6 protein-coding genes and 1 pseudogene are annotated in these 8110 nt (G+C 42.6%); all 7 read right to left on the bottom strand.

The window, feature by feature from the left end; translation table 11 throughout:
* Positions 1–276: 276 nt before the first annotated feature.
* Positions 277–1131, bottom strand: coding sequence for a Uma2 family endonuclease (locus ACYTXL_RS08875; RefSeq protein ID WP_461924399.1), 855 nt, complete (start codon positions 1129–1131; stop codon positions 277–279).
* A gap of 380 nt (positions 1132–1511) precedes the next feature.
* On the bottom strand, positions 1512–2213 hold the full coding sequence (locus ACYTXL_RS08870; protein WP_461924398.1) for a J domain-containing protein: 702 nt from the start codon (positions 2211–2213) through the stop codon (positions 1512–1514).
* A 15-nt stretch (positions 2214–2228) separates the two neighbouring features.
* Complete coding sequence (gene cysK / locus ACYTXL_RS08865) at positions 2229–3191, bottom strand: cysteine synthase A (protein ID WP_461924397.1); 963 nt, start codon at positions 3189–3191, stop codon at positions 2229–2231.
* A 78-nt stretch (positions 3192–3269) separates the two neighbouring features.
* Positions 3270–3707 (bottom strand): RrF2 family transcriptional regulator, encoded by a 438-nt coding sequence (locus ACYTXL_RS08860; protein WP_292789782.1) that lies wholly within the window; start codon positions 3705–3707, stop codon positions 3270–3272.
* 572 nt (positions 3708–4279) lie between these two features.
* Complete coding sequence (locus tag ACYTXL_RS08855; protein WP_461924396.1) at positions 4280–5992, bottom strand: iron uptake porin; 1713 nt, start codon at positions 5990–5992, stop codon at positions 4280–4282.
* 623 nt (positions 5993–6615) lie between these two features.
* Positions 6616–6897: a 4a-hydroxytetrahydrobiopterin dehydratase gene (locus tag ACYTXL_RS08850; RefSeq protein WP_461924395.1), complete on the bottom strand. Its 282-nt coding sequence runs from the start codon at positions 6895–6897 to the stop codon at positions 6616–6618.
* A gap of 1036 nt (positions 6898–7933) precedes the next feature.
* A pseudogene (locus tag ACYTXL_RS08845) lies at positions 7934–8110 on the bottom strand (photosystem II D2 protein (photosystem q(a) protein)); the annotation flags it as partial.

Below are 8110 nucleotides of genomic sequence, written 5' to 3'. Positions count from 1 at the left end.
GAGGAAACTACAGCACACAACGTATTAAATTTAACTCTAATTCCTCTGGTTAAATTTTCCTTACATACTTATAAATTTTCCCGCCGACTTACTTATTTCAAGTGCTAAATATGCATTAGCGCAGCTCGTCGTAGACATCGCACTCAAAAGTTAATCTTTCTGAGAGCAAATATTGTTATTAAATAACTGCGTTGGTATCGGCTATCAAAGTTTTCAGTACAGGTAATTCCTTAAAAGCAGAAAATAATGCTGCGTATCAGACAAAAATTTCTCAAGCTATAATAATTCATCTAGTTCATCAGGATTCACACCTAACTGACGCAAACGTTGTGCTAATCGTTCTGCTTTTCGTTTAGCTTCGGTAGCTTCTAGTTTAGCTTCAGTAGCTTCTAGTTTAGCTTCTGTAGCTTCTTGTTCAGCAATGATAGCTCGTTCAGTTGCAGCAACAGCTTCCTCTGTAGGTGCGGGAATTAATTCTCCTTCTAAAGTGAACCACCTTAACCACAACCTTTCAATATCTCGAAATGAACCCTGCCATAAGCCTAAACTTAAATTTATCTCTGGCATTAGTAGGCATCCATCAGTCAAATTCATCGGTTCATAGTGACCGCCGACTAACTGAAAAGCCCGAAGCTCATTAGTATAGCGACTAAAAACAATATAGTAGGGAATCCGCAAAATTCGTTCATAAACTTCCCATTTGCTAGGAGGTTTATCTGCTGCACTTTCTCTTGTTGTGCCTAAATCTTCATCTTCCGTACCTGGAGATAATAACTCAACAACCACGAAGGGATTTGCTGGCTCTTGCCAAGTTACATAACTTAACCGTAAGTCCTGCCCTTTGTATAATTTTCTTACCCCTACGACACCAAACCAATCTGGGCGCTTATACCACAAAGGATGCTGAAGATCATAATAGAGATTAAGGTCAGCAGCACTATAAACTAGTTCTGGATTCCAGTTAATTGGCTGAAAAGTTAAGTATAAAAGTAAGGGTTGTAAAAAGTGAAAATCGTCTGGCAAGCCTGGTTCCTCTGGGTTGTCACTTGGTAAATCATACATCGTTGGTAGCGTTTCCCAAGGAGGAAGCGGCGGCTCAGATTGAGGGATGTAATGGAGAGAAGAAGTCATATTTTTATACTTTATATTCTTCAAGAGAAGACCATATTTGCTGGATGTGTTGACCACTTTTTTCCAATCATTTGTTTGTAAAACTCCTAATCGATGTAAGAGGATGTTCCACATTTAACTTGCATATCTTGGCCGAGACGCCCACCCCACAAGAAATGTACAATTTCAGATTATGCAAAATAAATGTGGTTTAGCTTAACACTGGACGAAGTTTGAATGTTACTGCATCAGAAAAGCATATTTTCTCACCTTACCACAGGCAAAGAATGCAGCGCGTTAAACCAAACTATTGAATGTAGCTTCTGTCTTAATGTCTCCTTTGAAAGTTCAAATTTAGAAAAGGTGGGATAACAAATCATTAGAGTGTATTCTGAGCTTGATTAATTTACAGACGCTTGCGCCTCACAGTGTAATCTCGTAGCTATGCGGAATAGTTCTTGACCTGTGTGTAAATAACGCTCATCGTAGCTCAAAGGGAAATAAGCCAACTCTTCGAGTCCATCGGCTACTTGATTAAGGCTGTAGTAGAGGTGAGCCGCCGTTCTTGCTAGACTAGGGGGATTCGGTAGGGAGCGAAAAGTAATTTGTGCCTGCTTGAGATCATCTCGACAGATTTTTAAATATTCCTGAAATTCATTTAACAACTCATCATCAAAGGGATCAGCGGCTAATTGATCCATTTGTTCTTCTAGGGAATAGAGAATACCACAAAGCAGGCGATTGACTGGTTGATAAACTCGGCGCAGCCATTCGTCTACTTGCTCGTCAGCTTGTCGTCCTGTTTTTCGTCTTGTCTGGTAATGCTTTTGAGCTGATGCTGTACGCTGTAGGCGATCGCTATTTAATGTTTGAGACTCATCTTGCAGTTGTTGGTCATAATTGCGGCGATTTTGATTATCCCCTAAAACCTCATAAGCTGCATTGATACGGATAATCTGCTCGTGATCGGCTGTTTCCTGATGACTGTCAGGATGAAACAATTTAACCAAGCGGCGATAAGCTTGCTTAATCTCCGTTTGGCTGGCACTTGGACTAACTTTGAGAGTTTCGTAGTGGTTAGAAACGTGCTTATAATTGACCATTAATTCAATGTATCGTTAACTGACGCTAGCGGCTAACCTTGCCTCCAGGTCTTGGAACAACGGCGTACTCAAATACCTCTCCCCAAAACTGGGCTGAATCATCACAATTAAACGTCCCTTATTTTCTTGACGTTGGGCAACGCGAATTGCTGCACATAAAGCAGCTCCACTGGAAATGCCAGATAATAGCCCTTCTTCTTTTGCCAAACGCCGACTATAAGCGATCGCTTCTTCATCGGTGACACTAATCACTTCATCAATCAATTTTATCTTTAATACTTGGGGAATAAACCCAGCGCCGATTCCCTGGATTTTGTGTGGTCCTGGTCGTCCCCCAGATAAAACTGGGCTATTGGCTGGTTCAACAGCGATCGCCTTTGAGCTTGGCTTGCGTGCTTTAATCACTTCTGCTATCCCAGTGATCGTACCACCTGTGCCTACCCCCGCCACGATCATATCTACTTCTCCATCGGTATCTTCCCAGATTTCTTCTGCTGTAGTTTCCCGATGGACTTTTGCATTGGCTGGATTGCGGAACTGCTGCAACATATAGGTATTTGGTGTAGTATTAACTATTTGCTGCGCTCGCCTAATTGCCCCACTCATGCCTTCCATACCTGGTGTTAGTTCGAGTTCTGCTCCATAAGCCCGCAACATTGCCCGTCGTTCCCCACTCATTGTCTCTGGCATTGTCAAAATTAATCGATAACCCTTGGCTGCTGCTGCCATTGCTACGGCAATTCCTGTGTTTCCAGAGGTGGGTTCTACCAATACTGTCTTCAGAGGAGTAATCAGTCCCTCTTCTTCGGCGTCGTTAATCATACTCACCCCAATTCGGTCTTTAACTGATGCCGATGGGTTCATACTTTCCAGTTTCACCACAATTTGAGCAACACATCCTTCTCTTTGGGGAATGCGGTTCAACTGCACTAGGGGTGTACAACCAATCAGTTCTGTAATATTACGAGCAATTCGCATAATTTAGTCCTTAGTTATTAGTTATTTAGTTATAAGTCATTGGTCATTAGTCATCAACAAATGACCAATGACTGTTGACTAAATGTAGTACATGATATCGAACTGCCGCCGCGAATCTCGTTTTTCACAAAGATCCTGGAGCGTATATTTTTGCAACACTGAATTTGCCGCGCGACTTGCTTCTTGCCAAATTTCTTCTATAACCGAACTGTCTACCGTTTTGGGATTAACGTTTTCTTCACAAGTCAGCACCTCTAACCCTTCTAAACATTCCAAAATCTCAAAAAGGATGATTTTCCGGGGTTCTCGCGTTAACAGATAGCCACCTTTTGATCCGCGCTGACTCTTGACTATACCCCCACGCCTCAAAGTTGCTAGCAGCTGTTCCAAATAGCGATCGGGTATGTTTTGTTGTGCTGCAATTTGTCGAATTTGCAGAGGTTCGCCGCTTTCGTAATGGGCGGCCATCTCTAATAAGGCCAGAATTGCGTATTCCGATTTACACGATAGTTCCACAAGCAGCAATAAGTTAGGAGTTAGAAGAGACGCGATTAATCGCGTCTGTAGAGGAGTTTGGAGTGATTCAATTTGGATTTTAGATTTTCCTTCAATCTAAAATTGGCAGAGTTAGGATATTACGTAATATGTAACTTTATACGCCAACCTCTATTAGAAAAGCTCGCTCAGACAAAGTTGCTCACAAGGTAAGTCACTTGTAGAGTGGACATTACAATGCCTACCCTACCCTGGTCTATTCATCTAAAAACCGTCATAACTCATAACTTCTAACTCACAACTCCTAACTTTTATAGTATACTCCGGTTACATACTGGGGTTTATTCATTGAAAGGGGCGGGAAACTCAAGGGAATTGAGTGGGTGGTCGAGGTTGCTCCCCCCAACCCTTGGGGCATAGGGCATGGGCCAAACAGGTAACTTCTTCCCCACGCCCTATGCCCCATTTTCCATGCCCAAAAACTCAATTCCCAAGAGTGGGTGGAGTTTTTTATTGTTGCTACCGACAACAAAAAGCCCCGCCTGATGGCGGGGAGCAATAAAGTTCAAAATTCTCAGTGGATAGTCAATATTCTAGAAGGTGAAAGTTGTTCTGAGTGTACCGATAATTGCATCATCGTTATTGTTGTTTTGACCAGGAGAGGTCAACCAGATTACACCAGGGGTAACAGAGATGTTATCCGATACACGATACTTGTAGAAGCCTTCAAAGTGATAGGGTATATCATTACCAACAAAACCTGGTCGGTTAAAGGAATAGGGTTCTGCACCAGCGAAAAGACCTAAAACGTTACCCTTTTTACCGAAATCAGGTAAGGCTACCCCAAGACCATAGCTCCAGGCTTGATAATTATCATTTACACCGGAACCGTTGATATCGTGGTAAGAGACGTAGCCACTAACTGACAGTTTGTCGCTAGGTCTAAACGCAGCCTCCACACCGTAGGAGTTGCTAGAACCTCCATTTATTAAAGTGTTAGCTTGTTGAGTACCTACTGCAAGAATCTCTGGGTTTGACGTGGAACCGGAATTGAATAAAGAACTGCCGCCTCCATTATATCCGTGAACATAGGTAGCAGCTAAAGCCACGCGATCGCCAACACTAAAGTTCAACTGTCCAAGAGCTGCATAGTCGCCGTTGGTCAGACCTTGACCAATACCAGGATTATTAGCTTCCGATGCCAAGTAACCCGCAGTGATTGAACTATTTCCCAGGATGCCGCCACCTTTACCAAGCGGGAGATTGAGCGCTATACCTGAACCGCCACCAATCCGATAAATCGGACTTTCAGAAGCCAAGGTAGATAAAGCGCCGTTACCGCCGTCGGTTTGGTCGAAAAAGTAAGGGTTGTTGACAGCAGCATAATGGCTGTGTCGTCCGCCACTAGCTGCGAGGTAAACGTGGGCTGGGCCGATGGGAAATTCATAGGTCAAGCGGTCTATCTTGACACTGTTGTTACCATCGCCAGCACCAACTTGAAACGTTTGTGTGCCTTCAGCAGTAGCGATTTGATTCCCAGCATTATCAAATTTTGTAAAGGCTGCTGCATTACCTGCTGCAAGACGAGTATGTAAAACGTCTCTACCTGTGAAGCTGGTTTGCAAATCTAAACGTACCCGATCTTGGAAGACGGTATTGTTATTGTCACCAGTATTACCACCGAAGACATCAGTAACGCCAAAAATCGCTTCACCGACTAGTTTGGTAGTAGTCGAGAACTGATTAGCTTCCAATTCAGCAGTCCGCGCTTCTAAGGAATCTACACGACCGCGTAGGGTTGACAATTCTGCAGAAAATTCTTCTTGCAACCGTTGTAAGGTAGCTAAATCTTGTTTAGTCACCATGTCAGCTGTTGCTGTGGCAATCAATTCATTAACCCGATTCAAACAGGCATTCAAACCAGCAGCAAATTCATACCGGGTTAAAGCACGATTACCGCGATAAGTTGCATCAGGATAACCTGCAATACAACCATAGCGCTCAACCAAGGACTGCAATGCTTGGAATGCCCAGTCAGTGGGTTGGACGTCGGAAAATTGCGAAACCGATGTTACTTGAGACTGAGAGTTATTTTGGTTGCCTTCGTTGCTGTAGCGATTAACTTGATCTATTGTTGTTTGAGCTAATGTATCTGGCTGTTGGGCAACTCCCGTTACACCCGCTTGTTTGGCTGCTGATGCTTCAGTGGTTGTGCTTGGAGCCGCCATTGCTGTTGTCGAAACTAACAATGTTGCTCCCAAAACTGCTGGGCTAACCACTAAGGATTTCCATAAGAGATTAGACATTTTCCTTTACTCCTCACACCTTGTTTAGATAGTTGGCTTCGATTGCACCTAATTCTCAAAAATCCGGCATCTCATTGAAACCTGTGGATGAGGCATTGTTGCCACTACTACAATTTTAGTTTTTGCAAAGCTAATAAACGGTTAATTTAGGGTTAAAAACTTATGTGATTAACTTATGCAAAAACATATCTTCATATCCTAACATTATAAAACATCTGATCTAGATGGCAAGATTGGAGCGATCGCCTTAATAACTGTCACACGTACTTATCTAAATATCTAAGCAGGGAGTAGGGTTTAAGTCATTCGCTCCCTATTTACTCAAAGCTTTAGACACTTAGCAGCTTGTCAGCAAAAATCACTTCTTACACTTAGCCCTAGTAGAAATGGCACACCAGTTAGAACACACTGGCTCGGCTATACAGTAGGCAAAGCCTTCTAGCAGGGTAGTCCGCTTGGTACTGTTTGAATAAACACAAAATTAGGAATTAAGATTTTTGAAATCTCTACCTTCACTCTTAAGCAAGCTACCCGCTACGTCTCCATCAGGAGATGGATAGTCGGCTTTTGTCTGTGTCGCGGTGACTTTTACTTGTCTAGTGCCAGATATGAGAAGAAATCACTTAGTTGATTTTGGCAATCACCTGTGCTAAATCAAAGTCTGCTTGCGTTAACCCACCTGCATCATGAGTTGTGAGTGTAATCTTTACTTTATTATAGGAAATCTCTATATCTGGATGATGTCCTGCCGACTCAGCCGGCTCCACCAGTTTATTGACAAACTCGATTGCTTGGATAAAATCCTTGAATTTGCGGGTAGTCTGCAACTTGGAATCTTCAATAGTCCAACCTGACACAACTTTTGCCTGTTCTTGAATTTCCGCTTTAGTCAGTAGTTGTGTCATCTCAAAAAATTCCTATATAATATTTGATTTGTTACATCTTGCATCTGACAAAGATAAACCCTTTTTATTCTCCACAGAGAAAGGATCGGAGGATAAACTAGGACATAATGCGTGTGTGTATATTTAAATCAGATCCGGTAAGCTAATCGGCATTTAAGTTGTATAATAACAGGGCTGTTCGCGAAGCGTTCCCGTAGGGTAGCCCTTACTACAAGCGAATCATTCTGGAAAAATGAATAGACTTATCCGGAAATGAGAACTTTATTTCCCTGAAACCTAGCCCTGGACAGGGTTTTAGAGATTAGTGTTTTATTTTAGCTAAAAAGCCTGCTAGGTAAGGGTTTCAGCTATTTTGAGCTTTATTTGTGGATAGGTCAAATGACGATTAGCTTAGATAGACGCTATTGCTCACATCTGATCAGTTGCCAAGGTTTGAACCAAAATATTTTTATTTTTAACAAAACTTAAAGGCGTTGGCTTTGCCCGTCGCAGGCACCGCCATCTAAGTTTTCAAAAGCAACCGTTGATAAAAGAAGAATCACCTACAAAAAACTATCCGCTCTGATTTAGATCAGTTGATCTAATATCAGAGCGGTCTAGCGGGTCTTCAGGTTGCAACCAGACTGCCGGAAGGAACTCCAAGCTTGCCTAGCTACTTGAGCTAACTTAGTCTCTCAAGATGACTAAGGCTAACTTTTAGAGAACAGCTCCGGCGCACAGCCGGCTAACTGCAACCTGATGACCCATGCATTTACTACTTTCTATCATGGGCATCACCTCCTTATTGCCTAAGCGGTCTTAGTTTTAAAAGGGCAGAGTATTTACTCCGGGTTTATCACCTTCACCTAATATAACACATAAATTTAGAGATATTAACCATATACAGAAAAAAATCCCCCACCAAAAAATGGGAGATCACTGGAGAAGGGGGAATATTGACACTTTATTGGCTTATTACAGGGAGATTATTTAATCTGGGTGGTGTCAATTTTTGGCAACCACAACCCTAATTCGGGTCATGGTCGACTTTTGTATATTAAAGAGCGTTACCGCGAGGTAGAACTTCCTCAGGGAATACAAATTGTTCGTGGGGTTGATCTTGAGGAGCCATCCAAGCGCGGATACCCTCATTCAGCAAAATGTTTTTGGTATAGAAGGTTTCAAACTCTGGGTCTTCCGCCGCCCGTAATTCTTGGGAAACGAAATCATAAGC

This window comes from Nostoc sp., from assembly GCF_054880495.1.
This window is presented reverse-complemented; position numbering and strand designations above follow the sequence as displayed.

Coding starts and splice junctions, on each gene's coding strand:
- ACYTXL_RS08875 (WP_461924399.1), bottom strand. CDS start 1,131: ATGACTTCTTCTCTCCATTACATCCCTCAATCTGAGCCGCCGCTTCCT.
- ACYTXL_RS08870 (WP_461924398.1), bottom strand. CDS start 2,213: ATGGTCAATTATAAGCACGTTTCTAACCACTACGAAACTCTCAAAGTT.
- cysK (WP_461924397.1), bottom strand. CDS start 3,191: ATGCGAATTGCTCGTAATATTACAGAACTGATTGGTTGTACACCCCTA.
- ACYTXL_RS08855 (WP_461924396.1), bottom strand. CDS start 5,992: ATGTCTAATCTCTTATGGAAATCCTTAGTGGTTAGCCCAGCAGTTTTG.
- ACYTXL_RS08850 (WP_461924395.1), bottom strand. CDS start 6,897: ATGACACAACTACTGACTAAAGCGGAAATTCAAGAACAGGCAAAAGTT.